We start from the raw sequence: 1257 nt of genomic DNA, 5'->3' as shown, positions 1-1257 counted from the left end.
GGTTCCTGGCTTGTTTGTGTGGAAGCTAACCAGCCTACAGCCAGCTGGCCTCCTTCGCTACCGCCAAGTGTGTCGGTTATTGTGGGAATCTAGGTCTCTGTACATTTTTGCATTTTCGAATTATCTTGATCTTAGATTTTCCTCTCAAAAAACCAAGCATATTGGAAACATTGAATTTTTGAGGGGTCATTAACAGAATATGAATTTGATCCCTCATTTTGTACCCTTCGACTAATTTAATACCCTTCAGGCCGCAAAAAAGTCTTGTAATATCGCTCAGATCTCACGTCTCAACATTCCAAATATTGCTTTCTTTCGTTACTTAGGCAAAATTCCACTTGGTATTTGCAATGGTGAAATTTGGTGAGATTTTGCGGATGGTGCGTAAACCGGATGAGGCTGAGTATCGTAATTTAGCAGCACGTGATTATTGGGAAAAATTAACTCAAGAGTCACTTCCTCCTGGTAAGCAGAGCTCAAAACCTGAAGCTTTTCAGACATTGAAAGAATTGCTCGTCTTGCCGCAAGACTTTAGGGATTATCAGCGGCATGCAAGGCGTCTTGGGTTAAAAATGATGTCCATTCGTGAAGCTGCCAATCAGCTGGGTATCAGTAAAAACTCTCTGCATGACTATGAGAAGGGTAATCGATACCCGCCGGTAGAGTTTCTATTCGACTATTGCTCGCTATTAGAGCTAAGCCCGGATTTCTTGGTGAACCATTGGATCCGATGTCATCCAAACCCCAACGTGCGAGAGAATAGAAAATTGTTGAGAGTTCAAGGGTATTTCGGAGAGATGCCTGAAGATATCAACTCCCCTGAACGAAAAGCCGCGATTGACTTTTTCAGTGGAGCTATTCGATATGCAATATATCTGACAAAGGCTAACTTTATTTTCGAGGAAAAATTGGACGAGGTTGCCTATTGTTCAGCATTAGTTGTCGAAAGAGTGTTTGCTAAAGGGTTAGCTTTAGATCCTAAATCGATTAAGACTGACAGGGCTTATTACGAGGAGCAACTAAAAAATTTTGAAGAGGATTATTGGGCCGGTGACTTCTAGAGAGGGTGTTCAAAACTCTGTGTCAGCCAGGCAACTATAGGCTGATGTATTTCTCCAGGCGATCTGGAAAGTGGATCGCCAGCTGTGACAGTGTCAGATTCCAATTTTGAATCGGGCGTGTCCAGCGTTCGGAGGCTTTTAGTATACCGGCGTAAAGAAGCTTCAGTAAGCTATTCTCATTGGCGAAACCACCCTT

The 1257-nt window shown here is 42.9% G+C and carries 2 protein-coding genes and 1 pseudogene; 1 reads left to right on the top strand and 2 read right to left on the bottom strand.

Features of this window, described 5'->3' with window-relative positions; all coding sequences use genetic code 11:
* Window positions 1-76: 76 nt before the first annotated feature.
* Window positions 77-271 (bottom strand): transposase, encoded by a 195-nt coding sequence (locus ACCI49_RS24685; protein WP_371841917.1) that lies wholly within the window; start codon window positions 269-271, stop codon window positions 77-79.
* Window positions 272-350: 79 nt separating this feature from the next.
* Here ACCI49_RS24685 and ACCI49_RS24680 point away from each other — a divergent pair, with 79 nt between their 5' ends.
* Entirely contained in the window at window positions 351-1061 is a 711-nt protein-coding gene (locus ACCI49_RS24680) for a helix-turn-helix domain-containing protein (protein ID WP_371841915.1), read from the top strand.
* 34 nt (window positions 1062-1095) lie between these two features.
* Here ACCI49_RS24680 and ACCI49_RS24675 read toward each other — a convergent pair.
* Window positions 1096-1257, bottom strand: a pseudogene (locus ACCI49_RS24675) (IS256 family transposase); the annotation flags it as partial.

This window comes from Microbulbifer epialgicus (assembly GCF_041447265.1).
GTDB classification, from domain to species: domain Bacteria; phylum Pseudomonadota; class Gammaproteobacteria; order Pseudomonadales; family Cellvibrionaceae; genus Microbulbifer; species Microbulbifer epialgicus.
The sequence above is the reverse complement of the archived record's forward strand: the minus strand, read 5'-3'. Positions and strand labels throughout refer to the sequence as shown.